The 26,109-nt window shown below is 62.2% G+C and carries 31 protein-coding genes; 13 read left to right on the top strand and 18 right to left on the bottom strand.

Annotation, left to right across the window (positions count from 1 at the left end; translation table 11 throughout):
* Positions 1-54 precede the first annotated feature (54 nt).
* The 7 genes from acuI to sppA all read right to left on the bottom strand — a co-directional run bounded on the left by acuI (position 55) and on the right by sppA (position 5,288).
* Positions 55-1,050: an acrylyl-CoA reductase (NADPH) gene (gene acuI, locus BLW55_RS14060; RefSeq protein WP_090329213.1), complete on the bottom strand. Its 996-nt coding sequence runs from the start codon at positions 1,048-1,050 to the stop codon at positions 55-57.
* 63 nt (positions 1,051-1,113) lie between these two features.
* The gene (gene lspA / locus BLW55_RS14055; RefSeq protein ID WP_007008129.1) at positions 1,114-1,611 is read right to left on the bottom strand and encodes a signal peptidase II; all 498 of its coding nucleotides are present in this window, start codon (positions 1,609-1,611) and stop codon (positions 1,114-1,116) included.
* Positions 1,608-2,468: a TrmH family RNA methyltransferase gene (locus BLW55_RS14050; protein ID WP_090329212.1), complete on the bottom strand. Its 861-nt coding sequence runs from the start codon at positions 2,466-2,468 to the stop codon at positions 1,608-1,610. Before BLW55_RS14050 ends, lspA begins: the two co-directional genes overlap by 4 nt.
* Positions 2,465-3,493, bottom strand: a complete 1,029-nt coding sequence (locus tag BLW55_RS14045; RefSeq protein WP_090329211.1) for an RsmD family RNA methyltransferase — start codon at positions 3,491-3,493, stop codon at positions 2,465-2,467. The genes BLW55_RS14050 and BLW55_RS14045 overlap by 4 nt, the downstream gene beginning before the upstream one ends.
* 99 nt (positions 3,494-3,592) lie before the next feature.
* The gene (locus tag BLW55_RS14040; RefSeq protein WP_025031057.1) at positions 3,593-3,919 is read right to left on the bottom strand and encodes a lipopolysaccharide assembly protein LapA domain-containing protein; all 327 of its coding nucleotides are present in this window, start codon (positions 3,917-3,919) and stop codon (positions 3,593-3,595) included.
* 40 nt (positions 3,920-3,959) lie between these two features.
* Positions 3,960-4,250: an integration host factor subunit beta gene (locus tag BLW55_RS14035; protein WP_007008125.1), complete on the bottom strand. Its 291-nt coding sequence runs from the start codon at positions 4,248-4,250 to the stop codon at positions 3,960-3,962.
* Between the two features lie 75 nt (positions 4,251-4,325).
* Entirely contained in the window at positions 4,326-5,288 is a 963-nt protein-coding gene (gene sppA / locus BLW55_RS14030; protein ID WP_040665038.1) for a signal peptide peptidase SppA, read from the bottom strand.
* A gap of 487 nt (positions 5,289-5,775) precedes the next feature.
* Between sppA and lptC the strand changes: the two genes are divergently transcribed.
* The 6 genes from lptC to ptsN all read left to right on the top strand — a co-directional run bounded on the left by lptC (position 5,776) and on the right by ptsN (position 10,814).
* Complete coding sequence (lptC, locus tag BLW55_RS14025) at positions 5,776-6,480, top strand: LPS export ABC transporter periplasmic protein LptC (RefSeq protein ID WP_007008123.1); 705 nt, start codon at positions 5,776-5,778, stop codon at positions 6,478-6,480.
* A 44-nt stretch (positions 6,481-6,524) separates the two neighbouring features.
* Complete coding sequence (locus BLW55_RS14020; protein WP_065817268.1) at positions 6,525-7,082, top strand: LptA/OstA family protein; 558 nt, start codon at positions 6,525-6,527, stop codon at positions 7,080-7,082.
* 6 nt (positions 7,083-7,088) lie between these two features.
* Entirely contained in the window at positions 7,089-7,892 is an 804-nt protein-coding gene (lptB, locus tag BLW55_RS14015; RefSeq protein WP_007008121.1) for an LPS export ABC transporter ATP-binding protein, read from the top strand.
* Positions 7,893-7,986: 94 nt separating this feature from the next.
* Entirely contained in the window at positions 7,987-9,480 is a 1,494-nt protein-coding gene (rpoN, locus tag BLW55_RS14010; RefSeq protein WP_090329210.1) for an RNA polymerase factor sigma-54, read from the top strand.
* A 223-nt stretch (positions 9,481-9,703) separates the two neighbouring features.
* A complete protein-coding gene (gene hpf / locus BLW55_RS14005) occupies positions 9,704-10,279 on the top strand; it encodes a ribosome hibernation-promoting factor, HPF/YfiA family (protein WP_007008119.1) in 576 nt (191 codons plus the stop codon).
* Positions 10,280-10,349: 70 nt separating this feature from the next.
* Positions 10,350-10,814 carry a PTS IIA-like nitrogen regulatory protein PtsN gene (gene ptsN / locus BLW55_RS14000; protein WP_007008118.1) on the top strand — a complete coding sequence of 155 codons (465 nt, stop codon included), beginning with the start codon at positions 10,350-10,352 and terminating at the stop codon, positions 10,812-10,814.
* Between the two features lie 53 nt (positions 10,815-10,867).
* On the opposite strand, the gene BLW55_RS13995 is transcribed toward ptsN, so the two are convergent.
* From BLW55_RS13995 to BLW55_RS13985, 3 genes are all read right to left on the bottom strand, one after another.
* Positions 10,868-11,923: a C45 family autoproteolytic acyltransferase/hydrolase gene (locus BLW55_RS13995; protein WP_090329209.1), complete on the bottom strand. Its 1,056-nt coding sequence runs from the start codon at positions 11,921-11,923 to the stop codon at positions 10,868-10,870.
* A gap of 154 nt (positions 11,924-12,077) precedes the next feature.
* Positions 12,078-12,335 (bottom strand): BQ00720 family protein, encoded by a 258-nt coding sequence (locus BLW55_RS13990; RefSeq protein WP_007008116.1) that lies wholly within the window; start codon positions 12,333-12,335, stop codon positions 12,078-12,080.
* A 108-nt stretch (positions 12,336-12,443) separates the two neighbouring features.
* The gene (locus BLW55_RS13985; protein ID WP_007008115.1) at positions 12,444-12,869 is read right to left on the bottom strand and encodes an Hsp20 family protein; all 426 of its coding nucleotides are present in this window, start codon (positions 12,867-12,869) and stop codon (positions 12,444-12,446) included.
* Positions 12,870-12,982: 113 nt separating this feature from the next.
* On the opposite strand from BLW55_RS13985, the gene BLW55_RS13980 reads away from it, so the two are divergent.
* A complete protein-coding gene (locus tag BLW55_RS13980; RefSeq protein ID WP_090329208.1) occupies positions 12,983-13,924 on the top strand; it encodes a nucleoside hydrolase in 942 nt (313 codons plus the stop codon).
* A gap of 25 nt (positions 13,925-13,949) precedes the next feature.
* Here the strand turns inward: BLW55_RS13980 and BLW55_RS13975 are convergent, their stop codons facing one another.
* The 3 genes from BLW55_RS13975 to BLW55_RS13965 form a co-directional block, all read right to left on the bottom strand.
* On the bottom strand, positions 13,950-14,846 hold the full coding sequence (locus BLW55_RS13975; RefSeq protein WP_007008113.1) for a ribokinase: 897 nt from the start codon (positions 14,844-14,846) through the stop codon (positions 13,950-13,952).
* A gap of 161 nt (positions 14,847-15,007) precedes the next feature.
* Positions 15,008-15,892 (bottom strand): methylated-DNA--[protein]-cysteine S-methyltransferase, encoded by an 885-nt coding sequence (locus BLW55_RS13970; RefSeq protein ID WP_090329207.1) that lies wholly within the window; start codon positions 15,890-15,892, stop codon positions 15,008-15,010.
* Between the two features lie 106 nt (positions 15,893-15,998).
* Positions 15,999-16,484 carry a DUF2244 domain-containing protein gene (locus BLW55_RS13965; RefSeq protein ID WP_007008111.1) on the bottom strand — a complete coding sequence of 162 codons (486 nt, stop codon included), beginning with the start codon at positions 16,482-16,484 and terminating at the stop codon, positions 15,999-16,001.
* 21 nt (positions 16,485-16,505) lie between these two features.
* On the opposite strand from BLW55_RS13965, the gene nth reads away from it, so the two are divergent.
* Positions 16,506-17,246, top strand: a complete 741-nt coding sequence (gene nth, locus BLW55_RS13960) for an endonuclease III (RefSeq protein WP_090329206.1) — start codon at positions 16,506-16,508, stop codon at positions 17,244-17,246.
* A 13-nt stretch (positions 17,247-17,259) separates the two neighbouring features.
* Here nth and BLW55_RS13955 read toward each other — a convergent pair whose 3' ends face one another.
* Entirely contained in the window at positions 17,260-17,994 is a 735-nt protein-coding gene (locus tag BLW55_RS13955; protein WP_090329205.1) for a sulfate transporter family protein, read from the bottom strand.
* 167 nt (positions 17,995-18,161) lie between these two features.
* On the opposite strand from BLW55_RS13955, the gene BLW55_RS13950 reads away from it, so the two are divergent.
* On the top strand, positions 18,162-19,154 hold the full coding sequence (locus BLW55_RS13950; protein ID WP_090329204.1) for an adenosine kinase: 993 nt from the start codon (positions 18,162-18,164) through the stop codon (positions 19,152-19,154).
* Here BLW55_RS13950 and BLW55_RS13945 read toward each other — a convergent pair.
* The 3 genes from BLW55_RS13945 to hrcA form a co-directional block, all read right to left on the bottom strand.
* The gene (locus tag BLW55_RS13945) at positions 19,146-19,778 is read right to left on the bottom strand and encodes a trimeric intracellular cation channel family protein (RefSeq protein ID WP_090329203.1); all 633 of its coding nucleotides are present in this window, start codon (positions 19,776-19,778) and stop codon (positions 19,146-19,148) included. The two genes, BLW55_RS13950 and BLW55_RS13945, sit on opposite strands and share 9 nt — an antisense overlap.
* A 104-nt stretch (positions 19,779-19,882) precedes the next feature.
* Positions 19,883-20,542, bottom strand: a complete 660-nt coding sequence (gene grpE, locus BLW55_RS13940) for a nucleotide exchange factor GrpE (RefSeq protein WP_065817277.1) — start codon at positions 20,540-20,542, stop codon at positions 19,883-19,885.
* Between the two features lie 120 nt (positions 20,543-20,662).
* Positions 20,663-21,748, bottom strand: coding sequence for a heat-inducible transcriptional repressor HrcA (hrcA, locus tag BLW55_RS13935; protein WP_007008104.1), 1,086 nt, complete (start codon positions 21,746-21,748; stop codon positions 20,663-20,665).
* A 164-nt stretch (positions 21,749-21,912) separates the two neighbouring features.
* Between hrcA and rph the strand changes: the two genes are divergently transcribed.
* The 4 genes from rph to hemW are packed head-to-tail and all read left to right on the top strand — an operon-like array spanning position 21,913 to position 24,865.
* Positions 21,913-22,629, top strand: coding sequence for a ribonuclease PH (gene rph, locus BLW55_RS13930; protein WP_007008103.1), 717 nt, complete (start codon positions 21,913-21,915; stop codon positions 22,627-22,629).
* Positions 22,630-22,647: 18 nt separating this feature from the next.
* The gene (locus tag BLW55_RS13925; RefSeq protein WP_090329202.1) at positions 22,648-23,061 is read left to right on the top strand and encodes a VOC family protein; all 414 of its coding nucleotides are present in this window, start codon (positions 22,648-22,650) and stop codon (positions 23,059-23,061) included.
* Positions 23,058-23,705, top strand: a complete 648-nt coding sequence (gene rdgB, locus BLW55_RS13920) for an RdgB/HAM1 family non-canonical purine NTP pyrophosphatase (RefSeq protein WP_090329201.1) — start codon at positions 23,058-23,060, stop codon at positions 23,703-23,705. The genes BLW55_RS13925 and rdgB overlap by 4 nt, the downstream gene beginning before the upstream one ends.
* The gene (hemW, locus tag BLW55_RS13915) at positions 23,702-24,865 is read left to right on the top strand and encodes a radical SAM family heme chaperone HemW (protein ID WP_090329200.1); all 1,164 of its coding nucleotides are present in this window, start codon (positions 23,702-23,704) and stop codon (positions 24,863-24,865) included. Before rdgB ends, hemW begins: the two co-directional genes overlap by 4 nt.
* 3 nt (positions 24,866-24,868) lie before the next feature.
* Here the strand turns inward: hemW and BLW55_RS13910 are convergent, their stop codons facing one another.
* Positions 24,869-26,086, bottom strand: a complete 1,218-nt coding sequence (locus BLW55_RS13910) for a penicillin-binding protein activator (protein WP_090329199.1) — start codon at positions 26,084-26,086, stop codon at positions 24,869-24,871.
* Between the last annotated feature and the right edge of the window lie 23 nt (positions 26,087-26,109).

Below are 26,109 nucleotides of genomic sequence, written 5' to 3'. Positions count from 1 at the left end.
GGCGGCGGGCATTACGGAAGCTTTTGGCTGGCCGTTCGAATTTTAGCGAATGGCTTAACCGGGCATCTCCACCACTATGCGTCCGCGCACCCGGCCCTCGATGATGTCCGTTGCAGCCGAAATCACGTCGCTGAACGGCACGACGCTTGCGATCGCGCCAAGCTTTTTGTGGTCGAGCTCTTTGGCTATGCGCTGCCAGGCCTCCATGCGCAGCTCCTTCGGCGCCATGACGGAATCAACGCCCAGCAGCGAGACGCCGCGCAGGATGAACGGCGCGACACTCGCCGGCAGGTCCATGCCCTGCGCCAGCCCGCAGGCCGCCACCGCGCCACCATAGGAGGTCATGGAAAGCACATTGGCGAGCGTGTGGCTGCCCACCGCGTCCACGCCGCCGGCCCAGCGCTCCTTGCCGAGCGGACGGGCGGGACCGGAAAGCTCTTCCCGGTCGATAATTTCGGCGCCGCCCAGCTCCTTCAGGTAATCGGCTTCGGATGCGCGTCCGGTGGAGGCGATCACGTGATGCCCCTGCCCGGCCAGGAGAGCGATGGCGACAGAGCCGACGCCGCCGGCCGCCCCCGTCACCACCACCGGCCCGCGTTCCGGCGTGATGCCGTGACGCTCCAGCGCCATCACGCACAGCATGGCCGTGTAGCCGGCGGTGCCCACGGCCATCGCATCCTTCGGGGTCATGCCATCGGGCAGCGGCACCAGCCAGTCGCCATTCACCCGCGCGCGCCCGGCATAGGCGCCATAATGCGTCTCGCCCACGCCCCAGCCATTGAGAATAACCTTATCGCCCTCTTTCCAGCCGTCATGGGTGGATTTCGTCACCGTGCCGGCGAAATCGATGCCCGGCACGAGCGGAAAGCGCCGCACCACAGGGGCCTTGCCGGTAATGGCGAGCCCGTCCTTGTAGTTGACCGTGGTTGCCTCCACGGCGACTGTAACGTCGCCCTCCATCAGGTCGTCTTCGGAAAGCTCCGTCCATTCGACCGACTGCTTCTTGTCCTCGTCGCGCGAAATCAGAACCGCTTGAAACGTGTCCGCCATCACTCACTCCGGCTGGTTACGGTCATCAATGATCGCAGACTTTGCTGCGCGGCGGGCGCGAGGTCAATCCGCGTGCGTCTGGCCACCCGTGCGGCCGCGCCGCCAGTCAAGAAACTCGTCGAGGATGACAAGCCCCGCACCGATGGTGATGAACACATCGGCCAGATTGAAGATCGCAAACGACCAGACCGGCGTGTGGAAATAGATGTAGTCGGTGACGAAACCGTTGGTGAGCCGGTCGATGAGATTGCCGAACGCCCCACCCAGAATGAGCGCGAAGCCGAGGCGCGCCCATTTTTGGGCAGATCCCGTGCGCAGTGCGAGATACCCGATGAACAGGATCACGCCTGCCATCACGAGGCTGAGTGCCATGTCGCTCATGCCGGAAAACATGGAGAAGGCAATGCCGGTGTTGCGTGAATGCAGAAGCGAGAGGAACGGCAGAAGCTCGATCCGCTCATGCAGTGGCATCATCGTCTCGACCAGTTCCTTCACCACCTGATCTGCGACCGTGAAGAGCACGATCAGCAGCGCGTAGAACCCGATGGCGCGTGCGCTCATGCGTCGGCCCTTTCTTCAAGCGGCAGCGCCTCGCGCCGGATTTCATAAAGCATCACGCCCGTTGCCACGGCGAGATTGAGCGAATCCGCCCGCCCCGCCTGCGGGATACGCACGAGCGTGTCGCAGCTTTCGGCAAGCTGATCCGGCAGGCCCTGCTGCTCATTGCCCATCAGGAGCAGGACCGGCCCCTTCTTGTAATCGACGGTGCGATAATCGACCGAGCCCTTCAGATGCGTGCCCACAACCCGACCGGCAAAACCTTTCCGCCAGGCGAGAAACGCCTCTTCGCCGGTGCGCACGATGGGCACGGCGAATATGGAGCCCATCGTGGCCCGGACCGTCTCGAAGGAAAACGGGTCGGTGCAGTCGCCAACCAGGATGACGCCCTTTGCGCCCACAGCGTCCACGGTGCGCAGAACGGTGCCCAGATTGCCGGGATCGCGCACCCGGTCGAGCGCCACCCAGACGTCGCCATCGGCGGGCTTTACGGTTTCAAGCTTAACCGTCTTCTGCTCGAAGACGCCGACAACCATCTGCGGATTGTCGCGCTTGGTGATGGTCGAGAGCACCTTTTCGCTGACGATGAGAACAAGACCGCCGGATGCCACGGTGCGCGCGGCCAGCCGCTCCACCGCCTCATTGCCGCGCCCCGCCTTGGCATAGAGAAGCGTGCGGATCGTCCAGCCGGCATCGAACGCGTCGATCACCAGCTTCTGTCCCTCGGCAATGAAGGCGTGTTCGCGGTCGCGATACTTCTTCTGCGCCAGCGCGCGAATATCCTTGATGATGGGATTGGTGAGGCTGGTGACTTCCTTCACCTGACCGGGCCTGCGCCGCTCGTTTTCATGTCCGCTCATGATGCCACCCAGCGCGAAAAGAGCGAGGTGGACAGCGCGCGGCCTGCCGACTTCTCGCGAATGATCAGTTCTCCCGATTCCACCCGGCCACCATCGCCGGCGAATGTGTCGCGCATCAGGGCGTGGATGGCGAAGAAGGACGCGCGGATGGAATAGGCCGTCAGCACCACCGCCAGCGGCTTGGGTGTCAGGATCGAGCGGCAGAGATCGGCCAGATAAGGCAGATCCTCGAACAGCTGCCACACTTCGCCCTTGGGCCCGCGCCCATAGGCGGGCGGATCGAACAGAACGATGTCATAGGCATTGCCGCGTCGCGCCTCGCGCTCTGCAAATTTAACCGCATCTTCGCAGATCCAGCGGATCGGCCTGTCGCCAAGACCGGCCATTTCCTGGTTCTCACGTGCCCAGCCGATCGCCTTCTTGGAAGCGTCCACATGGGTCACTTCAGCCCCCGCACGGGCCGCAACCAGCGAGGCAAGCCCCGTATAGCCAAACAGGTTCAGCACTTTCACCGGGCGGCGCGCCTCGCGCACCAATGTTTCCATGTGCGACCAGTGCGTCGCCTGCTCAGGAAACACCCCAACATGGCGAAACGAGGTGAAACGGCCGAGATAGTCGATCCCGTCATGGCGCATCGGCCATGTTTCGCCAAGCGGCTCCCTGGGGAAACGCCAGCGGCCCATGCCTTCTTCGTCGGTATCGCCGGTAAAGATGGCATCCGCCCTGTTCCATTCCGACGGGCCAAGCGCAGGTTGCCAGATCGCCTGCCCCTCAGGCCGCACGATGCGGTAGGGGCCGTACTGTTCGAGCTTCTGCCCTCCGCCGGAATCGAGCAGGGCATAGTCTTCATTGGGCAGCACTTCGAGAATGACGGGCAGGCGCTCATCCGGCAGGGTACCGCCGCGCCGCGGCGGCGCGGGGCGCGCGCTCGGCTCGGGCTGGCGCTGCAGCTTTTCACGCGGAGCTGTCTGTTTCTTCAGGCTGCGCCGGTCATCGTTCCGGCGTTTGGCGCGCGCAGGCTTCAATCGGGTCTCCGACACTGGGCAACTATGCCCGCGCTTCTGCCACAGCCGCGCCCCGCAGGCAACAAAGCGTCAGCGAAGCTCGCGCCTGCCCGGCAGGTTTCAGGAAGGGGAATGTTTGATCTGCGGCGCATTGCTGGCGGCAGCCGCCGGGGCCTGACGCAGCTTGTCGACCTCTTTCCTGCGTTCCCGCGCGTCGCGGCGGTAGCGCCCCTGGCGGAACCAGGTGGCGAGGCTGCCCACCACCATGCCGAGTGCCACGGAGGCAAAAAGATAGGCGAACAGAGGCCAGTGAACGGTGAGAGCAGGATTGCCTGGGTTGAACGGGTCGATCGTGAAGGGAACTAGGGCGCGGTTGGCTACGGCCAGCGCAACGATGATCACTGCCAACGGCACGAGAACAAGTACGAGAATGATGCGGTTGGCCATTTCAACCCACTGTTAATCTGGAAGATGCTTCAGGGAAGACTTACCGGTCCTTCTCCGCGTTCAGGCGTTCGCGCAGTTCCTTGCCGGTCTTGAAGAAGGGAACCCACTTTTCTTCTACCTCAACGGACTCGCCGGTGCGTGGATTGCGCCCCGTGCGGGCCGGGCGGTTTTTCACCGAAAACGCACCGAAACCTCTTAATTCCACGCGGTTTCCTTCCGCGAGCGCGTCGGAAATTTCCTCGAAGATCGCGTTGACGATGTTTTCCACGTCACGGAGATAGAGATGCGGATTGCGATTGGCAATCGTCTGCACGAGCTCTGATTTGATCATGGGTTCTTTTCCGCCGCTGAGTTGCCCTGTTTGTCGCCGGTTGTCTCTGACACAAAGATGATTTTGTTTGCTTTTTTAGTCAGTCAACCTTTTCATTTCAGGTTGCCAGACCGATAGCAGACCGTCAAGGAAGATGCGGTCGGCGCCAAGCTCACGCAGGATGTCGGCACCGCCTTGCGGCACGCCCAGAAAACGCGAGGCAATCTCGGGCAGGAAAAGGCTGCTCGCCGTTTCGCGCTTCTTCCATTCGACCACGTCGAGATTGTCGCTGAGCCCCTTGGAGACCAGCCATTCCTTTGCTTCACGCTCACCGCCGAGCCCGTCCACCAGCTTGTTGTCAAGCGCCTGGCGACCGGTGAAGACCGATCCGTCGGCGAGTTTCAGGACCTCGTCGCGCGAAAGCGGACGGCGTTCAGTCACGAGATCGACGAACCAGTCATAGCTGTCGAGGATCATGGCGCGGATCATGGCGCGCGCCTCGTCGCTGGTCGGCTTGAACGGCGAAGGCTCTGCCTTGAGCGGTGAGGATTTGATCTCTTCCAGCTTCACGCCGAGCTTGTCCATCAGCCCGCTGACGTCGGGATACTGGAACAGGACGCCGATGGAGCCAACGATGGAGGACTGCCGCGCGACGATGTGATCGGTGGCGCTGGCGATCATGTAACCGGCCGAGGCCGCAAGCGTGCCCACCTGAGCCGTCACCGGCTTTTCACTGGCCAGACGACGCACCTCTTCGTAGATCGCCTCGCCCCCGGCTGTGGTGCCCCCGGGCGAATCGATCGTCAGGATCACGCCCTTTACCGATGGGGCTTCACGAATACGCTCAAGCCGCTCGAGCAGTTCGTCATCTTCGAAGATCGTGCCGGAAATCTTGACCTGCGCGATATGGTTCGCGGAAACATCCACCGCGCTTCCCATGATCTGCCGTGTCGCGAACGCGATCGCCAGCACGATGACGGCAAAGGCCACGACCCGCCAGAACGTCAGCTTGCGCCGCAATCGCCGACGGTCGATGAGTTCATCCGCTCGAATGGACATGACAGCCTCGCTTTCACCGGAAAATTCGGTCCAAACCAAGCGCCTTTTAGTGCAAAGGCCAGTTCGGAGCCACCGCCTTTGTGCAAGATTCTGCAACAAGCTCGCATCCTGGACACAAAAGCTGGAAAAATTGCGCTTAAATCATTGTCGTTAATCCAAAAATAGCCATATTGGGGTGAAAGTGAGAAGCGAGGGGCAAATTCAGGACTTGGAGTTTTCCGGCCACGCAGTATTGGCTAGAGCATCGGACCGAAGAGTAGAATCCGGTTTTTGGATTATTCCTGTGCTCCCTCAATTGTTTAGATCGTCCTTTGCGCATCTGGATGGACGCACGGAGATCTAGAGAGGGGTCGGCGACGGTGTTCCGCCGACATACGGATGGTACGTTCCCAATCGGAACGATGCTGGCTGTATCCGGGAAGGGCCATGCCCAGGCGGCCGAGTAACCGACTTGAGTAACCGGCTGCGGAACACGCGGAAAAATATGATGAGCAATCCTGTCAACAGCGGCGCCGGTACGGCGAAGAGCGGGCGCGGCCAGGCAATCCGCAGCAGCGAACGAGGTGTGGAAGCCTTTGAGCAGGCATCACGCCATTCGCAGCGCGTGCGACTTCTCAAACGCGTTCTCCCCGCGGCGGCGCTTGTCATCACCGTCGTGTTTGCCGGATATTCCTACATCTTCTCGGGCACGCGCGGCGCCATAGATCTGGCGAGCGCGTCGATCGAAGGCGGTTCGCTGGTCATGTCCAGCCCGGAGCTGAATGGCTTCACCAATGACGATCGCCCTTACAAGATGACTGCCGAGCGCGCGCGTCAGAAGCTGGGCGGCGAAGATGTCATCGAGCTTGAGGGTATTCGCGCCCATGTGCCGGTCGACGCCGACAATTTCGCGACGATCCAGGCAAGCGACGGCATCTACGATCGCGGCAACAACCGTCTGGACATCACCAGCAAGATTTCGCTACGCACCACTTCCGGCATTGTTGCGACCCTCGATTCCGCCGAAATCGACATCGAAAAAAGCAGCCTCGCCTCCTCCAAGCCCGTGGAAATCGAGCTTGACGGAACGAAGATTGCAGCCGATTCCTTCGCGGCGGAAGATGGCGGCAAAGTGTTTGTATTCGATAAACGCGTTCGCGTTACAATCGACCCGTCGCGGCTTCGCGACACAGCGTCTGCAACGGGAAACTGAACGACGGTCACCGGCGCGATGGCCAGGCAACGGAGAGGAACACAATGCGCATCGGAAGCTTTTCAAGGCTCGCCTCTGGCGTGCTCCTTCTGGCGGGATTGTCTTCTGCCGCTTTTGCGCAGGATTCCCAGAGCCGCCTGACGGGCCTCCAGCTTTCCGGCGACAAGCCCATCCAGATCGAGAGCGAACGCCTTGAGGTGCGCGAGAGCGAGAATGTCGCGGTCTTCTCCGGCAATGTCTCCGTCGTGCAAGGGCCGACACTTCTCAAGGCCGGGCGCATGAAGGTCTACTATCTGAAGGATGGCGGCTCGGCAGCCACAGGGAGCGCGAATATCGACCGGCTCGAGGTGGACGGCAATGTCTACGTGAAATCTGAGAACCAGGTTGCCACCGGCGACAGCGCCACGTTCGACATGGCGACCGAGGTGCTCGTTCTGTCCGGCAAGGAGGTTGTCCTCTCGGAGGGCGAGAACGTCATCGTCGGCTGCCGCCTCACCGTGCAGATGAAGAATGGTCAGGCAAAGCTCGATGGCTGCAAAGGCGGCAGCTCGGGCGGCCGCGTGAAGATGCTCCTCACCCCCGGCTCCCAGAACAGGCAGTAATCCGCGTTGATTTCCAAGTTGCGTAAGAAGCGGGCGGCGAAAGAGCCCGCCGCAGAGAATCCGGCGAGCGGCAAGCTGCCCAATTACAAGGGCACGCTGATCGCGCGCGGTCTCACCAAGGCTTACAAGGGCCGCCAGGTCGTCAGCGGGGTTTCCATCGGTGTGCGCGCGGGCGAGGCCGTGGGCCTGCTCGGTCCCAACGGCGCCGGCAAGACCACCTGCTTCTACATGGTCACGGGGCTTGTTCCCGTTGATCAGGGCACGATCCACATCGACGGGCACGACGTGACCGGAATGCCCATGTATCGCCGCGCGCGGCTCGGCATCGGCTACCTGCCGCAGGAGGCCTCCATCTTCCGCGGCCTGACCGTCGAGCAGAACATCCGCGCCATCCTCGAAGTGGTCGAGCCAAGCCGCAAGGAACGCGACAAAAACCTCGATGCGCTGCTCGAGGAATTCAACATCGGCCATCTGCGCAAATCGCCCTCTGTCGCGCTTTCGGGTGGCGAACGGCGAAGGCTGGAAATCGCCCGCGCGCTCGCCAGCCGACCCAACTTCATGCTGCTCGACGAGCCGTTCGCCGGCATCGACCCCATCGCCGTGACCGATATTCAGCAGCTCGTGCGCCATCTCACCGCGCGCGGCATCGGCGTTCTGATCACCGATCACAATGTGCGCGAGACACTGGGACTGATTGACCGGGCCTATATCATTCATGCCGGCCAGGTGCTCACGCACGGACGGCCCAACGACATTGTCGGCAATGCCGATGTGCGCCGTCTTTATCTCGGCGAAGGTTTCACCCTTTAGCCATCTGCCTCTTTCAGCTTGACAAGCAAAAGTCGGGCCAATTGAATCCGGTTTTCTCCCGGCACCCCTGCCGGGCGCAATCGGGGCTCATGTGATGGTGCTTGCGCCAAAACTCCATCTGCGTCAGACGCAATCGCTCGTCATGACGCCGCAACTGCTGCAGTCGATCAAGCTGCTGCAGATGACGCATCTGGAGCTTGAGCACTTCCTCGACGCCGAGATCGAGCGCAATCCGTTGCTGGAACGCGGCGAAGACAATGCCGAGGAACGCGCCGAAACCTGGCAAAACGATCCAGAACCACGCGAGAACACCGCAGAATCCATATCGGACAGGCTCGATTCCTCGCTGGAAAACCTGTTTCCCGACGATCCGGGCACGCAGGAGCGCATCAGCTCCGATCTTTCGGCACAGTGGAAATCGGCCGGCGGCAACGGGCTCCAGAGCGGCAGCGGGACGGCCTTCGACCTGGAAAGCACCACGGCCGCCACCCCTACCCTGCGCGACCACGTCAACGGCCAGATAGCCCTGGCCTTCACCGATCCGGCGCAGTTGCTGATCGCCCATGAACTCGCCGATGGTCTGGACGAGGCGGGCTATCTCAGCCTTGACACCGAAGAACTTGCGCAGCGCATCGGCGCGGCCCGCGAGTCCGTCAATGCCGCGCTCTCCACCTGCCAGACCTTCGATCCGCCCGGCATCTTTGCGCGCGATCTGGCCGAGTGCCTCGCCCTGCAGCTGATCGCACAGGATCGCTACGATCCGGCGATGAAGGCGATGGTGGAGAACCTGGAGCTTCTGGCCAAACGCGACTTCCGTACCCTTGGCCGCCTGTGCGGCGTCGATGCGGAAGACCTCGCAGACATGCTGTCTGAAATTCGCGCGCTCGACCCCAAGCCCGGCATGGCATTCTCGGGCGGCACCGCAGACCCGGTCGTGCCCGACATCGTCGTCAGGGCGGCAAGCGATGGAAGCTGGGCGGTGGAACTCAATCCCGAGACCCTGCCCCGCGTTCTCGTCAACGAGCCATACTACGCGCAGGTTTCCAGCCAGGCCCGCGAAGGCGAGCGCCAGTTCCTGAGCGAATGCCTGCAAAGCGCCAACTGGCTCGCCCGCAGCCTCGACCAGCGGGCAAAGACGATCCTCAAGGTTGCATCCGAGATCGTTCGCCAGCAGGACGCATTTCTGGTTCATGGTGTCAGCCATCTGCGGCCGCTCAATCTGCGCACTGTGGCAGAAGCCATCGGGATGCATGAATCGACCGTGAGCCGCGTAACCGTCAACAAATACATGATGACCCCGCGCGGGACCTTCGAGCTTCGATACTTCTTCACATCAGCGCTTGGCTCCGCGTCCGGCGGCGACGCGCATTCATCGGAATCCGTGCGCGATCGCATTCGCGCCCTCATCGATGCCGAGAAACCATCGGCCGTGCTTTCCGACGACACCCTTGTGGATATGCTGCGCGAAGAGGGCATCGACATCGCCCGCCGCACCGTGGCCAAGTACCGGGAAGCGCTCAATATTCCCTCTTCGGTGCAGCGCCGCCGCGAGAAAAAGATGCTCGCCGCGGCGGGCACGCGCGCCTGATTGCGCGCGGGGTTGAATTGACAAGGGCGGCGGAAGCCACTAGAAGCCCGCCCGCATGGACTACCAGGCCTTGAGAGCCTTCGACTTTTTGTCCGCAGTGCCAGCAACCGAAGAAGGGATACGCGGCCGACTACATCACAATCCGCCGCGGCACCTTGTACATGCAAGCCACACGTATAAACTCGATTCGTTCGGTGTCTGATCAGGAAAGGTCTGTTTTCAGATGAGCTTACGTATTTCCGGAAAGCATATGGACATCGGCGAGGCGTTTCGCTCGCGTATTGAGGAGCGGATCGGCGAAGCCGTCGACAAGTATTTCGATGGTGGGTTTGCCGGTCGCGTGACGGTTGAAAAGTCGGGTTCTCGTTTTGCCGCCGATTGTATGATCCATCTCGACACGGGCATGGTGTTGCAGGGCACCGGCCAGGCGCAGGAGCCGCAATCCGCTTTCGATGCTGCCGCCGAGCGCATCGAAAAGCGTTTGCGCCGCTACAAGCGCCGGCTGAAATCCCACAACAACGGCCAGAATGTCGATCCGATGGACATTGCGTATCGCGTCATGGCGCCGGTGGCCGAAGATGAAGAAGAGGTCCCGGAAGATTACGCGCCCACCGTGGTCGCCGAATCGAAGATGGCTCTGCAGACCATGTCTGTCGCCTCCGCCGTCATCGAGCTCGACACCAAGGACAATCCCGTCTTCGTGTTCCGCAATGCCGGAAACAACGAAGTGAACATTGTCTACCGCCGCGCCGATGGAAACATCGGCTGGATTGATCCGTCGGCAGTGGCAAGCGCATAGGTTCCGTGCCAGCCTCAGCGCCGGTCATGCAACATGACCGGCGAACAGACAAAGCAGAGGATGCATAGACATGGATCTGAGCGATCTGATCGACCAGAAGGCCGTGATCCCCGCCCTGAAGGCCAATTCGAAGAAACAGCTCCTGCAGCTTCTGGCCGAAAAGGCCGCCGCAGTGACCGGCCTGCCGGAACGCGAAGTCTTCGATACCATTCTGCAGAGAGAACGCCTGGGCTCCACCGGCGTCGGCAATGGTGTCGCCATTCCGCACGGCAAACTGCCCGGCATCGACCGCATCACCGGTGTGTTCGCACGCCTGGAGACCCCGGTCGATTTCGAGGCCATCGACGACCAGCCCGTCGATCTCGTTTTCCTGCTTCTTGCGCCTGAAGGGGCCGGTGCCGATCACCTCAAGGCACTGTCGCGCATCGCACGCGTTTTGCGCGATGCCGACAATACGGCCAAGATACGCGGCACCAAGGACGCGGCCGCCATTCACAGCTTCCTGTCGCAGACACCGGCTTCCAACGCCGCCTGAACGCTCAGCGCTTTTGGCGGCAGGATCATCGGTCCTCTTCGTAGACGGCCTTCTCACATGGAGAGGGCCGTTTCCTTTTCGACGACCTGTATCTGGTGAAACGGATTGGCCGGATCGTTGCCGCGGCGGATATGCATACGCCGTTCGGCCAGATCCATCGCAATCGTGCAGACCGTGCCCTTGCGGCCAAGGAACCCTTCGCTGTCCCTGTAGGGTGCCAGGATTGCGTGCTCGGAGTGCTCCTGATCGGAAAGGACCGATTTGAGCCGTACAAGGTCCGTCGGCGAGCCGGGAGCCGTCAGGAAGCGGATGCGGTCTAGCCGTGCCGTCGAATTTTCCAGCAATTCGGCATCCACAGGCGCATCGCAGGTCAGGTAGTGGTTGGTGTGGGTCGTGGCAGTGCCCCCTGCCTCCATACGCCGCGCGGCATCACCCTCATATTCGATGTTGATACCGCGCCCGTCCGCACCTGCGACCAGTAGGTTCAACGACCGGCCGGTGCCGGCACGCTCAAGCGTTTCTTCCACCTCTGCCCAGGACCCCGCGTCCAGAAGGGCGCGCAGGAGCACGTGCGAGGGCAGGCCATTTGTCGGTTTCGGCGTGGGCAGAAAATTGAGACACACGCAAAAACCCGCATCGTTGAGCCCGACCTTGGCCAGAATGCCGGGCTCTGTCATGGTCAGGAAACGCCTGCCCCGCTCATCCTCGGAACGGATCAGAACGACCAGTTCCTCAAGCTTTTCGGACCAGTCCCAGTTTTGACCCGTAAAAGGCGTTCCGGTGTATTGCACCACCGTGCATTCAGAGGCCGAAAGGGCCGCAAGCAGCTCGCTGCGCGCATTGAGCGCGTAGACCCATAACGGATCGACCTCGGCGCCCTCGGCGATCCCTTCGATTTCAGCCGCGTAGTGGGGATCGAACGCGCCGATGACGCCGCGAAAATGAGCAGCCACCGAAAGCAGTTCTTCGTCGGGCCGCGCGAAATACGCCCTGTAAAGGGAAAGCGTACGGTCAATCCGCTCGCCAAAGGCAGCGCCTATCTGCCGGCCCCGTTCCTCCGGTCTGCCCCAAACATCGATCAGTGGAAATCTGGTTTTACTGACCGGCATGGCCTCCCCTCCAATCCTGGTGCGCGAAAGGCGCGGCTGCCATTGCCTGGAAGATTGGCTCTGCTGTCAAGACCCGGAAGCGTTCCGGAGCCAGATATGCATCAGGGCGCGCAGTCACCCGCACACCCCGACACTCTTGTTCAATGCCCCTGCCTCAGTGGAGGCTGACGGTTTCCAGATCGTTCTGCATCGCGCCTGCGAGCGCTGCGTCGCGCGCATCGGCCAGCAGGATCGGCTGTCCATCGGCCCCAAAAAGCGCCCATAACCGTGTGCCTGGCTTCAGGTCGGGCATGCCGGGAAACTTGCCCTGCAGATCTTCGGCGTCCATTTCGCGCATGTAAGCCACTGCGCCTTCGCCGATATGGGCAAGCTGCTGCTGGGTAATCGCGAATTTGTGCTCATGTTCGGTCATGCAAGCCTCCTTATCGCAGGCGTTTCCCTATGAAACCAACCCGCTGAAGAGCCCAAGGTTCCGAAACGGGTCAGCCCGTCCGGTTTCCTCCCGAATAAGACCAGTATGTCAGTCTTTCACGGAAATGTTTATTTTTTGTACCAGCCGTTCCGGTTCGGGGCGGTCGAGATCGATGGAAAGAAGGCCGTTTTTCAGTTCGGCATTCAGAACCCGCATCCCTTCCGCCAGCACGAACATGCGCTGGAACTGGCGCGCGGCGATGCCGCGGTGCAGATACTCACGCTCGCCTTCATCCGCCTGCCGGCCACGAATAATGAGCTGGTTCTCTTCCGTCGTGACATCCAGATCATCAGCGCTGAAACCTGCCACGGCCAGCGTAATGCGCAGCGTCACGCCCTGTTCGTTCTCCGCGCGGATGCGTTCGATATTGTAAGGCGGGTAGCCATCGCCCGATTTCGCAATGCGTTCGAGCGTTTTTTCCATACTGTCGAACCCAAGTAGAAGCGGATTCGAAAAAGGAGTCATACGCGTCATTTAAACAGTCCTCAAAGAGCGACGTGGATAGAGAAAAACCCGGTTGGCATTTTCCTCTTCTCAACTGATATGGTCGCTCAAAACCCGCGTTTCAAGCATTCTGGAGCAACTGCATGGCGGCAGCGCGCAAGATTATTATCGACACGGATCCCGGCCAGGACGATGCGCTGGCCATATTACTGGCGCTGGGCAGTCCGGAGCTGGATGTGCTTGGCATCACCGCCGTTGCCGGCAACGTTCCGCTGACCTTAACCGAGAAGAATGCACGCAAAATCTGCGAACTGGCCGGCAAACCCGAAACGAAGGTCTTTGCGGGCGCAATCTGCCCGCTGGTCCGCGATCTGGTCACCGCTGAACATGTTCACGGCCGCACCGGGCTCGATGGCCCGGACCTGCCCGAACCTGAAATGCCCCTGCAGGAACAGCATGCGGTCGATTTCATCATTGAGACCCTGATGGCGCATGAAGAGGGCGAAATCACCCTGTGCCCCCTCGGCCCACTCACCAACATCGCACTCGCGCTCAACCGTGAGCCGCGCATCGCCTCCCGCATCCGCGAAATCGTGCTGATGGGGGGCGGTTTCTTCGAGGGCGGCAACGTCACGCCCACGGCCGAATTCAACATCTATGTCGATCCGCATGCTGCCGATGTGGTGCTGCGCTCCGGCGCTCCCGTGGTCATGATGCCGCTCGATGTCACGCACAGGGCGCTCACCACACGCAGCCGCATCGCAGCCATTCGCGATCTGGGAACGAAAGTCGGGAACGCCTGTGCCGAGCTGCTGGAATTCTTCGAGCGTTTCGACGAGGAAAAATACGGCACCGACGGCGGCCCGTTGCACGATCCCTGCGTCATCGCCTATCTGCTCCAGCCCGACCTCTTCAGGGGCCGCAGATGCAATGCGGCGGTGGAGACAGGCTCCGAGCTCACCATGGGCATGACGGTGATCGACTGGTGGCAGGTGACCGAACGGCCGAAGAACGCTCTCGTAATGCGCGACATCGACGCTGACGGCTTCTTTAAGCTTCTGACGGAACGGCTCGCGCGGTTGTAAGCCGCGCCGCCGATGAAGGCCACACTCACGCGCGCGCCGCGTCGACATCCCTGCGAAGCGGGATGGCCGGCTGCGCGCCCGGCTTCAGGCAGGCGAGCGCTCCGGCAACCGTTGCCTGCCGCAGTGCGGTCTCCAGGTCGAGCCCCTCGGACAGTCCAGCAGCCAGGTAGCCGCAGAAAGTGTCACCCGCGCCGACAGTATCGACGGGGGTGATCTTCATCGAAGGACAGGTGACAAAGTCATCAGGCGTCGCAGCCCACGCGCCTTCACCGCCCAGCGTCACGATGACGGTGCGGCCTGTTTTCGCGGCGAATGCCTTCATGCGGGCTCGGCGATCCTCGCCGTCAAGCCCGAGCGCATCGGCGTAGAGATCGAACTCGGTCTCGTTGGCGACAACATAATCGGCCCCTGCGAGGAGGTCCCTCGCCTCTGGCCGATAGGGCGCCGTGTTGAGAATGGAAATCGCTTCGGCCTTACGCGCAGCCTCGATGGAGGCGGCCACCGTTTCGATGGGGATTTCGAGTTGCAGGAGCACGTGGTTTCCGGCCGCGAGCGCTGCCTGCGCCACATGCCCCGGCAGAACGTCGGCATTCGCGCCCGGCACCACCGCAATGGTGTTCTCGCCCTCGCGGTCAACAAGGATATGCGCCGTGCCCGTGGCGCTTTCGGCCTGATGTACGGCGGAGAGATCGACGCCCGCCGCTTTCAGAAGCTCCAGCGCCTCGCCGGCAAACGGATCATTGCCCACGGCCCCGACAATGCGGGTGCTGGCACCGGCACGCCTGGCGGCCAGCGCCTGGTTTGCCCCCTTGCCGCCCGGTGCGGTGACGAACGTGTCGCCCGGCACCGTCTCGCCCGGCTTGGGCAAGCGGTGAACGGTAGCGATCAGATCGAGATTGATGGAACCGATGATAACGATCAAAGCACACTCCCACGCAGATTTGCGCGGGAACGTAGAGCATCGGGCCGAAAAGTGGAATCCGGTTTTCGGTTATTCCGATGCTCCATCAATAATCTGGCAACAAACTCGTTCATTCCACAGTCAGGCGGGACAATCTGTAGGTTTCCGGGAAGAGAGCCGCATCAATCGGCCTGAGAGAGTTGCCCTGCCTCCCAGCCAAGGATGGCGCGCTTGCGGGTCAGACCCCAGTGATAGCCCGTCAGGGCACCGGATTTGCCGACCGCGCGATGGCACGGCACCACGAAGGAAACCGGGTTCGCTCCCACCGCTGCACCAACGGCGCGCGACGCCGTGGGTTTGCCGATCCGCTCGGCGATATCGGAATAGGCGCAGGCCCGGCCCATCGGGATCTTCAAAAGCGCATCCCAGACCCGCACCTGGAAGTCTGTCCCGATCAGCACCACACGCAGCGGCTCTTCCGCGCGCCAGCGCGACGGATCGAACACCCGCGCCGCATAGGGTGCGGTGGCCGCCATGTCTTCCTCGTAATCGGCGTTCGGCCAGCGTGACGCCATATCCTCGAATGCCGCGCGCTCATCGCCCGGATCGCAGAAGGCAAGTCCCGCCAGACCGCGCTCCGTCACCATGACAAGCGCCTGACCGAAGGGCGAGAGATGAAACCCGTAGCGCATGGTGAGGCCCGCGCCCCGCGCCTTGTACTCGCCCGGCGAGACCGCCTCATGCGTCACGAACAGGTCGTGCAGGCGCCCCGGCCCGGACATGCCGAGCTCCAGTGCCGCATCGAGCAGCGGCATGCCCGAATCGAGCAGTCTGCGGGCATGATCGAGTGTCACTGCCTGCAAAAACGCCTTGGGCGAAAGTCCCGCCCAGCGCGTAAACAGTTTTTGCAGGCCGTTCGGCGTATCGCCCACTTCACCGGCGATTTCCTCCAGCGAGGGCTGGTCCCGATAGTCTAGGCTGATTTTCTCGATCACCCGGCGCACGACCTCGTAGTCGCTGCCTTCCGGCGTCACATCGCGCTGCAACAGGGCTGTCTGCACGTTCATGGTGTTAACTCCCGGCACTCGCCTTCGCGCTGGTGCCACATGACATTTTTCCTGAGCATGACCATGCCGCGTTTCGGGCCAGTCAACCACCCGTTTCCTGCCAAGTTCACCGGCCTCTGGCGGTGGCGAGCGCCTCTCCGAAAGCGGCGGCGAAACTCTCCCGGTCGTCCGGGTTCAGGAAACTGCCGAGCGCCACGCGCTTGCCGCGCATCTCCACGGCCATGCCGGTGATGCCGATCTCATCGTGCCGATCGATACGAAACCGCGTCCAGAACGGGTTGAAATGGTGCTCTTCGGCCCTGCCCGAGGGCGGCACCTTGCGAATGTCGAGACTGGTGCGCGACAGCCGCACTTCCTCGCGCACACGGGCGGCGCGATAGTTCAGCCGAAAGGCCACGTAGATCGCCAGAATGTCGAGCCCGAAGAAACCGAACACAGGCCAGGCGCCGAGCTTCAGGAAGACCGCGCCGATGGTCAGCCAGACGAGCAGCAGAACCGCCATGAGAATTGTAAAGCCGCGCATGCTCAGCGAGCGGTACGGCGTCAGCAACGCCTGAAAGACGGGAGCGTCTGCACTGTTTGTTTCGGCCATGATCCCGATTATAGAAGGCCCATGGAAAAGCCCAAGAAGAAAATTGCCGCGCCCCGCAAACCCGCCCGCTCCCGCAAACGCAAAACCGTTTATTCGCCCGAGGAGATCCACGAGATTTTCCGTCGCTTCTCGGTTCAGCGGCCAGAGCCGAAAGGCGAGCTTGAACATGTGAATGCCTTCACGCTTCTTGTTGCGGTGGTGCTATCGGCGCAAGCGACAGATGCGGGCGTGAACAAGGCGACGCGCGATCTATTCAAGGTTGCCGATACGCCGGAGAAGATGCTGGCACTCGGCGAGCAGAAGGTCGGCGAACACATTCGCACCATCGGGCTCTGGCGCAACAAGGCGAAGAACGTCATCGCGCTCAGCGAGGCGCTGATCCGCGATCACGGATCGCAGGTGCCCGACAGCCGCGAGGCCCTCGTCACCCTGCCGGGCGTAGGCCGCAAGACGGCCAATGTGGTGCTCAACATGTCGTTCGGTCAGCCCACCATGGCCGTCGACACGCATATCCTGCGCATCGGCAATCGCATTGGGCTTGCTCCCGGCAAGACGCCGGAACAGGTGGAAGATACGCTGGTGAAGATTATCCCGGCCGAATTCATGCGCCACGCCCATCACTGGCTGATCCTGCACGGGCGCTATGTCTGCAAGGCACGCAAACCCGATTGCCCGGCCTGCGTCATCGCCGACATCTGTAAATCGGCAGAAAAGACAAGCGAGATGCCTGCTCCGCTTATGGAGCTGGCGCCGCAGGCCTGATCGCTCGCTTCGACTACCCGCGCAGCTCTGCACTTTGCCCAGCGCGAGCTGCATCTTCCTGCGAGATCATCTTGTGCAGATGCACCATCATGGCTGCGGCGAAAAGCGGGGTCAGCAGATTGAGGATCGGTACGGCGAGAAAGCCCGCAATCACTAGGCCGGCCAGAAAGATCGTGCCCGCATGGCGGCGGCGCAACGCCTTGGCCTCCGGCTCGCTGCGAAAACGCATGGCGGCAAACTCGAAGAACTCACGCCCAAGCAAATAGCCATTCACCAGAAAGAAGGCGAGAATGTTGATGCCGGGCACCAGAAGCAGGAAAAGCGCGACGACGTTGCCCAGAATGACGACACCGAAAAACTTGATCGACGTGGCGATCGCAGCACCCAGCGGCAGCGCCTTTCCGGGCGGATCCTGCGCGTAATCTTCCTTTTCGACCACTTCAGCCACATCGTCGAGAAACAGACCGGCGATCACGGCCGTTACCGGCGCGATGAGAAGCGCAAGGCCGGCAGCGAGCCCAAGCCCTGCGGCAATCGCCGCAACGAAACTCAGCCAGCCAAGCCATGACGGCAGATCGGGAAAGAACGCGTCGAACCAGGGCAGCGCGAAATATTCGAACAGCTCTTTCGCGCCGAACCACACGCCAAGAAGCACCAGCAGCGTCAGACCCAGCGTCTTGAAAAACACGCCACGGAATTCGCTGGAAAAGAGACGGCTTATGGCGGCGCGCGCCGCGTCGAAGATCATGCGCTTTGAGGCCCTTTCAGGTTTGTCTGCGGTTTCGAGATAGGGTCGGTTTCGCGTCGGTGCAAGGCGCAGGCCCCGCACCAATGACTTGCAAATCGCGCCCAAACCGCTAAACCGCCCGGAGCTTCAAGCCAAAACGCTTCCCTTGCATATCTGGAGATCTGAATTTGAGCGAATATGACGTGCTGTGCATCGGCAACGCCATTGTCGACATTATCGCCCGCTGCGACGAAGCGTTTCTGGAAGAAAACGACATCATCCGTGGAGCGATGAACCTGATCGACGTCGATCGCGCCACGCTGCTTTACGACCGCATGGGGCAGGCCATCGAGGCCTCCGGCGGCAGCGCCGGAAACACGGCAGCCGGCATCGCCAGCCTTGGCGGCAAATCCGCCTTCTTCGGCAAGGTCTCCAACGACACACTCGGCGAAATCTACGCGCACGACATCCACGCGCAAGGCGTCGCCTTCGATACGAAGCCGCTCGAAGGCCACCCGCCGACAGCGCGGTCTATGATCTTTGTCACACCTGATGGCGAGCGTTCCATGAACACCTATCTCGGTGCCTGCGTGGAACTCGGCCCCGAAGACGTCGAAGAAGACAAGGCCAGTGGCTCCAAAGTAACCTATTTCGAGGGCTACCTGTGGGACCCGCCACGCGCCAAGGAGGCGATCCGGATGACCGCCGACGCAGCCCATGCTGCGGGCCGCGAGGTGGCCATGTCGCTGTCCGATCCGTTCTGTGTCGACCGTTATCGTGACGAATTCCTGGAGTTGATGCGCTCGGGCCGGGTCAACATCGTCTTCGCCAACGAGCACGAACTGCTCTCGCTTTATCAGACCGCATCGTTCGACAGCGCTCTGGAAGCAATGCGCAAGGACACTCGCCTGGCTGTCGTCACCCGCTCCGAGAAGGGCTCGATCATCATCACGGATGACGAGACGATCCCCGTCGAAGCCATCCAGATCGACGAACTGGTGGACACCACGGGTGCCGGCGATCTCTACGCTGCAGGCTTCCTTTACGGCTACACGAACGGGCACAGCCTGCGCGACTGCGGCCGTCTCGGCTCCTTCGCTGCCGGTCTCGTGATCCAGCAGATCGGCCCACGCCCGCAAAAGGATCTGCGCTACGAGGCGCAGCAGGCCGGTCTACTCTAGTTCCTCGGGCGGGCGGCCGGGCCGCGACCGGTAGCGCGGGATTGTCCAGCCAAATCCGAGAGCTCCGCCGCGCACCAGAAATGCCGCTGTGACAGCGATCAGGGCTGCGACCGCCCCCTCAGCTCCGGCAAGGTCGGCGACGGTGAACACACCCGCGCCGACAAGAGCGGCCGTGACATAGACCTCGGGTCTCAGGAGCACCGAGGGTTCGCCGGCCAGAACATCGCGCAGGACACCACCGAACGTGGCCGTCAGCATGCCGGTGACCAGCGCAACGATGGCCGATCCGGAAGCCTCCAGTCCCTTGGCAGCCCCCAGCACCGAGTAGGCCGCTAGGCCGGCCGCATCCAGCCACAGGAGCAGCCGGTATCGATACTCCACCAGCGGCGCAGCGAAAAAGACCAGCACCGCAATCACGGCGCAGACGATGATGTAAATGTGATTTTCGACCCAGAAGACCGGCACACCAAGCACAAGGTCACGCAGTGTGCCGCCGCCGGTGCCCGTTACCCCGGCGAGAAAGACAAAGCCGATGAGGTCGAGTTCCTTGCGCGAGGCGGCAAGCGCCCCAGTCGCCGCGAACACAGCCACGCCAGCATAATCGAGAAGCTGAATCAGATCCATCTGGCCCTCCACACTCTGGATAGCCGAAGGGCCGATGAATAGGAAGTAAGCAGCGACCTGACTGTCGCTGCTATGCCTTCAGAACCGGGGCAGCGGTTTTGATGTCAGGCGTCGCGCTCGGCCTGCGGATTGGGCGGACCGGGTTCGGCGGCAACATTCTCGCCGTTCTGTACAGCACCCGCCTTGGGGCCGCCCTTGGCAACACCCACCATGGCCGGGCGCAGAACACGCTCGCCAATCACATATCCCTGCTGCACCACCTGAACGACGGTGTTTTCAGGGGTTGCCGGATCCGGCACTTCGAACATCGCCTGGTGAAAATGCGGATCGAAGCGCTCGCCCTTGGGGTCGATCTGCTTCACGCCATGGCGCTCCAGCGTAGAGAGCATGGAGCGCTCGGTCATCTCGACGCCTTCCATCAGCGAGGAAAGGCCGCTGTCAGCGGTAGCGCGAGCCTCCGCCGGCACCGCCTCGAGCGCGCGGCGCAGATTGTCCGAAACCGTCAGCATGTCGCGGGCAAATCCGGCGATCGAATAGCTGCGCGCTTCGGTAACATCGCGCGCCGTGCGCTTGCGCAGGTTCTCCATCTCGGCGGCGAGGCGAAGGGCGCGTTCCTTCAGCTCCTCGTTTTCCTTGGCCAGCCTTACCAGGACGTCTTCTTCCGAAACCGCCTCTTCGCCGGCGTTCTCCTCGAACGCCTTCACGTTCGGGTCCTCTGCCGCTTCGGTTCTGGCCTGTTCGTTGTCCTTAGCCTGATTGGTCATGTCAGTCCGTCTATGGTTTTAGAATTGTTCGAATATTGCGCCCGATATCGAGGTTCGCGCCGGCAAAATCAAGGGGGTGGCCTGATGCTTGGTCCGGTGATTTCTCCCCGCCAGTCTCAATCAGCGCAGCAGACGCCCGACGATCTGCGCCGTATAGTCCACCATCGGCACGATGCGGGCGTAATTCAGCCTGGTGGGTCCGATAACGCCGAGCGCACCGATCACACGTGATTCCTGGTCGCGATAAGGCGCCACAACGAGCGACGAGCCGGAGAGCGAGAAAAGACGATTCTCCGAGCCGATGAAGATGCGCACACCGGACCCCTCTTCCGCCATGTCGAGAAGCTGGATCAGACCTTCCTTGGTTTCCAGATCTTCGAACAGGCGCCGCAGGAGTTCCAGATCGGCTTCGGCCGTCAGGTTTTCAAGCAGATTGGCCCGCCCCCGCACAATCAGCCGCGCCGGCTGGCCGCTTTCGGCGCCCGCCCAGACGGCAAGCCCCTGCTCCACAAGCTCCTGCGACAGCGTGTCGAGCGCGGCGCGCGTTTCCTCCTGCAGACGCGAGAGCTCGGCCCGCGTTTCGGCCAGTGTGCGGCCACGAATATGCGCATTGAGGAAGTTCGAGGCCTCGTGCAGTTGGGATATGGTGACCCCCTCGGGAAGGTCGATCACGCGGTTTTCCACGTCCCCGTTCTGCGAAACGAGAACTGCCAGCCCCTTGCGTGGCTCCAGCTGCACGAATTCGATGTGCTTGAGCGCGGCTTCGGACTTGGTTGCAAGAACAACCCCCGCCCCGCGCGAAAGCCCGGAGAGAAGCTGGCTTGCCTCGGTCAGCATATGATCCAGCGAATGCCCGCTGCTCGATGCCTTGACCTGCGTTTCGATGATGCGGCGCTCATCATCGGAAAGATCGCCGATCTCCATGAACGCATCGACGAAAAAGCGCAGCCCCTGCTGCGTGGGCATGCGACCGGCAGAAACATGCGGGGCATAGATGAGCCCCAAATGCTCGAGATCGCTCATTACATTGCGGATGGTGGCCGGGGAAAGCTGCGTCGACAGAATGCGCGAAAGATTGCGCGAGCCGAGCGGATCGCCATCTCTCAGATAGGTTTCGACGATAACCCGAAAAATCTCGCGGGACCGACTATCCAGCGATTGCAGCGCATGTTCCTGAAATTCTCTGTCCAAGACCGGTTTCGTCATTCACGACCTCTGATCAGCTGAATATAAGCGCGGCCAGTATGAAAACAACAGTCTTCTTGGTTAGTATCTGGCCGGTTTTCCGCCGGTTTCCGGAATTCCTTTGCGTTCGTGAATGCGTAAAGTTACAAGCCGCCGATACTTGATAACTCTGGAGAGAACCGCCCATGCGCCCTTCCAAACGCGAACCCGATGAAATGCGTGCCGTCAGCTTCGAGCGCGGCTTTTCCAAGCACGCTGAGGGGTCGTGTCTGGTGCGCTTCGGCGACACCCATGTGCTGTGCACGGCGAGCCTTGAAGAGCGTGTGCCGCCATGGCTGCGCAATTCCGGTCAGGGCTGGGTGACGGCGGAATACGGCATGCTGCCGCGCTCCACCGGCGATCGCATGCGCCGCGAGGCCTCTTCCGGCAAGCAGGGCGGCCGCACGCTCGAAATCCAGCGCCTCATCGGTCGCTCGCTCCGCTCGGTCGTGGACCTGCAGGCCCTTGGCGAAAAGCAGATCACCGTCGACTGCGACGTGATCCAGGCCGACGGCGGCACCCGCACGGCGGCCATAACGGGTGGTTTCATCGCCCTTTCGGACTGCCTTTCCTGGATGGAAGCGCGCCAGATGGTCAGCCGCGACAAGGTTTTGAAAGATCATGTCGCCGCCATCTCCTGCGGCATCTATAACGGCACGCCCGTTCTCGATCTCGACTATGCCGAAGACTCGGCTGCCGAGACTGACGCCAATTTCGTGATGACCGGCAAGGGCGGCATCGTTGAGATTCAGGGCACGGCCGAGGGCGAACCTTTCTCCGAAGACGAGTTCGCAGCCTTGATGGGGCTTGCCCGCAAGGGTATCACCAAGCTGGTGGACATGCAGAAGATGGCCATCTCCTGAACTGGCGCAAAGCGAACCATGCAACCCTCGGCAATCCTTGAAGCCGCGCTCTACGTAAGCGATCTTGCCGAAGCCGAACGCTTCTACGGCGAAACGCTTGGGCTTGAGAGGATCGCCAGGATCGAGGGCAGGCATGTGTTCTTTCGCTGCGGGCAGACCGTTCTTCTGCTGTTCGATCCGGCGGCAACCGCCGAATCGCCCGCAGCCGACGCCCGGCTTCCCGTGCCGCCGCATGGCGCCCGCGGACAGGGCCACCTCTGTTTTGCCGCAACTGCCGAAGAGATTGTCCGCTGGAAGGCGCATCTCGAAGCGGGCGGCATCGCCATCGAGGCGGATTTCGAGTGGCCCGGCGGCGGCCGCTCGATCTATTTCCGCGATCCCTCCGGCAATTCGCTCGAATTCGCCGAACCGCGCATCTGGGGACTGACTTGAGACCGATCGACAACAAGACCTTCGTGCTCGCCAGCCATAACAAGGGCAAGCTACGCGAGTTTTCAGACCTTTTGGCCCCGTTCGGCTACACGGTGCGCTCGGCTGCCGAGCTTGGCCTGCCGGAGCCGGAAGAAACCGGCACGACATTTGAGGAAAACGCCCGCATCAAGGCACTGGCCGCAGCCGCGGCCACCGGCCTGCCGGCGCTTTCCGACGATTCCGGCCTCTGCGTGGATGCGCTGGACGGCGCGCCCGGCGTCTACACCGCCGACTGGGCGACCAAGGACGACGGCAGCCGCGACTTCATGATGGCCATGGAGAAGACGGAAAAGCTGCTCTCCGAAACCGGCGCAGACACGCCGGAAAAGCGCACCGGTCGCTTTGTGGCAACGCTATGCCTCTGCTTTCCCGATGGCGAGACGGAGTATTATCGTGGTGAAGCCGAAGGGCATCTGGTCTGGCCGCCGCGCGGTACGGACGGATTCGGCTACGATCCGGTGTTTCAGCCACTCGGTCATGACGTCACTTTCGGTGAGATGAGCGCGGAACAGAAGCATGGCTGGAAGCCCGGCGACGAGCATGCCCTCTCCCACCGCGCCCGCGCCTTCCAGAAACTCGCCCGCGCCAGGCTGGGCGCCGCGTGATCATCCCACTCGATACGGCTCCGGGTTTCGGCGTCTATCTGCACTGGCCGTTCTGCGCGGCCAAATGCCCATATTGCGACTTCAACAGCCATGTACGCCACCAGCCGGTGGATCAGGCCCGCTTTGCCGCAGCCTTTCAGCGCGAGCTTGCCACCATGCGTGCGCGAACCGGCCCGCGCACCGTCACCAGCATTTTTCTCGGCGGGGGGACGCCCTCGCTGATGGAACCCGGAACCGTCGGTGCGCTGCTCGATGTCGTTGCGGCCAACTGGAGCGTTCCGGACGGTATCGAGGTGACGCTGGAGGCCAATCCAAGCTCCGTCGAGGCAGACCGTTTTCGCGGTTACCGCGCGGCCGGCGTCAACCGTGTTTCGCTCGGCGTTCAGGCGCTCAACGATCGGGATCTGAAATTTCTCGGACGGCTGCACAATGTCGATGAAGCGCTGAAGGCGATCGGGCTTGCCCGCGAGATTTTTCCACGCCTCTCCTTCGACCTGATCTATGCCCGCCCGCATCAGAGCGAGGAGGCCTGGGCCAGCGAGCTCGAACAGGCCATCGGCCACGCGGCTGATCATCTCTCGCTCTATCAGCTCACCATCGAGGAAGGTACGCGCTTCCAGCTTCTCCATGAGGCCGGCAAGCTCGCCATGCCGGACGGGGATCATGCCGCACGACTTTACGAGATCACGCAGGAGGTGACGGCGGCGTGCGGGTTGCCGGCCTATGAGATTTCCAACCACGCTCGCCCGGGCGCGGAGAGCCGACACAATCTCGTCTACTGGCGCTATGGCGAATATGTCGGTGCCGGCCCCGGCGCCCATGGGCGGTTCATCGAGGATGGCCGCCGCCATGTGACGTTCACCGAAAAGATGCCGGAGACATGGCTCGAACGCGTCGAGACCGAGGGCCATGGCGTGATAGGCGGCGAAGTACTGACCCATGATGAGGAAGCCGATGAATTCCTGCTGATGGGGCTGCGGCTTGTCGAGGGCATAGACCTGCCACGCTATGAAGCGCTTTCGGGCCGGGCGCTGTCCAATGCGCGTATTGCGGTGCTGCAGGAGGAAGGCCTTGTCGAGCCCGTTGGCAACACCCGGCTGCGCGCGACGCCGAAGGGCATGATCGTGCTGGATGCGGTTGTCGCCGATCTGGCCCGATAACGCCTAACTGCCTCCCCCAAACCGAGACGGCGCCGCGTCAATGATCTCGGCCTTGCCTTCCCGAACCTCATAGATGGCGTATCCGCGCTCGGTCGTGCCGTCGCCCAGGAAGCGGAAAAGGCCGGTATAGCCATTGAAACCGACCGGCGTTTCAAGCGCGTGACGCTGGATCCCGCCGCCGCCCTTTGCGATGTTGGCCACCAGAACAACCGAGTCATAGGCAAGCGCGGATGTGAGCGACGGCTCGGCACCGAACCGCGCCTGATAGCGCTGCTTGTAGGCGTTGACGCGGCTCTGGTCCGTATCGGCAAACCAGCCCCCCTGAAGCGCCGGATCGGCCAGATTGGCGCTCGTCCATTGCCCGGTCCCCAGAAGCTTCTTGCCGGAAATGTCGATCCCGGTTTCGGTCATGGTGGATGCGATGGTGGCCGGGCTCGTGCCGCCATCGGGAATGAACACGGCATCCGCCGCGCGCACCGCATCGGCAACGCCCTGCACCGCTTCATAGACTGACATGTTGTCATAGGCGTAGCGGGCGACCGCCGTCACCTCACCCCCCATGGAAAGCATGGTGCGGCGCGCTTCGGCCTCTGCGATGTCGCCGGCAGCCCCCTCGGGCAGGATCGCCACCACGCTGCGCACGCCCTGACCCGCGGCATAGGAAAGCGTGCGCTGGACCACGCCCTGCGGAAGGAACGAATTGAGATAGACCCCCGGCGATGCCGCCCCACGGTCGGAGGAAAACGCGATCATCGGGGTCTGCGACATGCCGAGCGGCGGCGCGGCGGCGCGCACATTGGCCGAAAAGAGCGGTCCCAGCACGGCAGCGGCACCTTCGGCGGAGGCCTGACCGGCAGCGATTGCAGCGCCTTCGGTGGTCCCGCCCGTGTCCTTCACCACCAGTTCAAGCGCGTTCAGGCCGACGTCGTCCATGGCAAGCAGTGCGGCGTTCTTCAGCTCGGCAGCGATGCGGCTGGCATTGCCTTCGCCGGTTAGTGGCAAAAGCAGCGCAACACGCGTCTCACCGGTGCCAATCACCTCACCCGAGGCGGGCAGACGCGGCGCATTGTCCACAACCGGCTGCGTGGCAATGCCCTGACCGCCCGGCTGCGGCATGCCGTAGGGCACATCGCCCCCCACGCAGCCACCGAGTACCAGAAGACCGGCCAGCGCCAGCGAGCGGAACCCGGTTCTGCGACCGGGCGATGTCCAGACTTTCATACGTCGCATCCGTCCCAAATTCA

Source organism: Nitratireductor aquibiodomus, assembly GCF_900105565.1.
GTDB lineage: Bacteria > Pseudomonadota > Alphaproteobacteria > Rhizobiales > Rhizobiaceae > Nitratireductor > Nitratireductor aquibiodomus.
The sequence above is the reverse complement of the archived record's forward strand: the minus strand, read 5'-3'. Positions and strand labels throughout refer to the sequence as shown.

What these genes read in the sequence shown, in the direction of transcription:
- BLW55_RS13980 (WP_090329208.1), top strand. Translation starts at nt 12,983, where the DNA reads ATGGCGGCAGCGCGCAAGATTATTATCGACACGGATCCCGGCCAGGAC.
- BLW55_RS14050 (WP_090329212.1), bottom strand. Translation starts at nt 2,468, where the DNA reads ATGAGCGGACATGAAAACGAGCGGCGCAGGCCCGGTCAGGTGAAGGAA.
- rpoN (WP_090329210.1), top strand. Translation starts at nt 7,987, where the DNA reads ATGGTGCTTGCGCCAAAACTCCATCTGCGTCAGACGCAATCGCTCGTC.
- acuI (WP_090329213.1), bottom strand. Translation starts at nt 1,050, where the DNA reads ATGGCGGACACGTTTCAAGCGGTTCTGATTTCGCGCGACGAGGACAAG.
- BLW55_RS13910 (WP_090329199.1), bottom strand. Translation starts at nt 26,086, where the DNA reads ATGAAAGTCTGGACATCGCCCGGTCGCAGAACCGGGTTCCGCTCGCTG.
- BLW55_RS14040 (WP_025031057.1), bottom strand. Translation starts at nt 3,919, where the DNA reads ATGGCCAACCGCATCATTCTCGTACTTGTTCTCGTGCCGTTGGCAGTG.
- sppA (WP_040665038.1), bottom strand. Translation starts at nt 5,288, where the DNA reads ATGTCCATTCGAGCGGATGAACTCATCGACCGTCGGCGATTGCGGCGC.
- BLW55_RS14020 (WP_065817268.1), top strand. Translation starts at nt 6,525, where the DNA reads ATGCGCATCGGAAGCTTTTCAAGGCTCGCCTCTGGCGTGCTCCTTCTG.
- lspA (WP_007008129.1), bottom strand. Translation starts at nt 1,611, where the DNA reads ATGAGCGCACGCGCCATCGGGTTCTACGCGCTGCTGATCGTGCTCTTC.
- lptC (WP_007008123.1), top strand. Translation starts at nt 5,776, where the DNA reads ATGAGCAATCCTGTCAACAGCGGCGCCGGTACGGCGAAGAGCGGGCGC.
- BLW55_RS13965 (WP_007008111.1), bottom strand. Translation starts at nt 16,484, where the DNA reads ATGGCCGAAACAAACAGTGCAGACGCTCCCGTCTTTCAGGCGTTGCTG.
- hpf (WP_007008119.1), top strand. Translation starts at nt 9,704, where the DNA reads ATGAGCTTACGTATTTCCGGAAAGCATATGGACATCGGCGAGGCGTTT.
- ptsN (WP_007008118.1), top strand. Translation starts at nt 10,350, where the DNA reads ATGGATCTGAGCGATCTGATCGACCAGAAGGCCGTGATCCCCGCCCTG.
- BLW55_RS13955 (WP_090329205.1), bottom strand. Translation starts at nt 17,994, where the DNA reads ATGATCTTCGACGCGGCGCGCGCCGCCATAAGCCGTCTCTTTTCCAGC.
- grpE (WP_065817277.1), bottom strand. Translation starts at nt 20,542, where the DNA reads ATGACCAATCAGGCTAAGGACAACGAACAGGCCAGAACCGAAGCGGCA.
- BLW55_RS13985 (WP_007008115.1), bottom strand. Translation starts at nt 12,869, where the DNA reads ATGACGCGTATGACTCCTTTTTCGAATCCGCTTCTACTTGGGTTCGAC.
- rph (WP_007008103.1), top strand. Translation starts at nt 21,913, where the DNA reads ATGCGCCCTTCCAAACGCGAACCCGATGAAATGCGTGCCGTCAGCTTC.
- BLW55_RS13925 (WP_090329202.1), top strand. Translation starts at nt 22,648, where the DNA reads ATGCAACCCTCGGCAATCCTTGAAGCCGCGCTCTACGTAAGCGATCTT.
- nth (WP_090329206.1), top strand. Translation starts at nt 16,506, where the DNA reads ATGGAAAAGCCCAAGAAGAAAATTGCCGCGCCCCGCAAACCCGCCCGC.
- BLW55_RS13945 (WP_090329203.1), bottom strand. Translation starts at nt 19,778, where the DNA reads ATGGATCTGATTCAGCTTCTCGATTATGCTGGCGTGGCTGTGTTCGCG.
- BLW55_RS13970 (WP_090329207.1), bottom strand. Translation starts at nt 15,892, where the DNA reads ATGAACGTGCAGACAGCCCTGTTGCAGCGCGATGTGACGCCGGAAGGC.
- hrcA (WP_007008104.1), bottom strand. Translation starts at nt 21,748, where the DNA reads ATGACGAAACCGGTCTTGGACAGAGAATTTCAGGAACATGCGCTGCAA.
- BLW55_RS13990 (WP_007008116.1), bottom strand. Translation starts at nt 12,335, where the DNA reads ATGACCGAACATGAGCACAAATTCGCGATTACCCAGCAGCAGCTTGCC.
- BLW55_RS14035 (WP_007008125.1), bottom strand. Translation starts at nt 4,250, where the DNA reads ATGATCAAATCAGAGCTCGTGCAGACGATTGCCAATCGCAATCCGCAT.
- BLW55_RS13995 (WP_090329209.1), bottom strand. Translation starts at nt 11,923, where the DNA reads ATGCCGGTCAGTAAAACCAGATTTCCACTGATCGATGTTTGGGGCAGA.